A 243-nucleotide genomic window follows, 5' to 3' on the forward strand; every position below is an offset into this window, starting at 1 on the left:
GCCCATAGGGTACCGGTTCTGCCAAATGCTGCCTGAATTTCATCGAATACCAGTAACACACAATGTTCATCACATTTCTTACGAATGGCCTGCAGCCAATTCTTTCGCGGGGCTTTAATACCGCTTTCGGCCTGCACTGTTTCCAGTATTACACAGGCAACAGAAGAATCAATAGCAGCAATAACTTCATCATCATCATAATCGTAGTGAAAAATATCGGGCAGCAAAGGCCTGAAAGCATTT

The 243-nt window shown here is 44.0% G+C and carries 1 protein-coding gene; it reads right to left on the reverse strand.

All coding sequences use genetic code 11. The features are described from left to right. On the reverse strand, window positions 1-243 hold a 243-nt coding region (locus tag VJI77_RS07695; protein WP_323989012.1), incomplete at both ends, for an aminotransferase class III-fold pyridoxal phosphate-dependent enzyme.

It is taken from the genome of Parvimonas sp. D2 (genome assembly GCF_035282635.1).
Classification (GTDB): Bacteria; Bacillota; Clostridia; order Tissierellales; family Peptoniphilaceae; genus Parvimonas.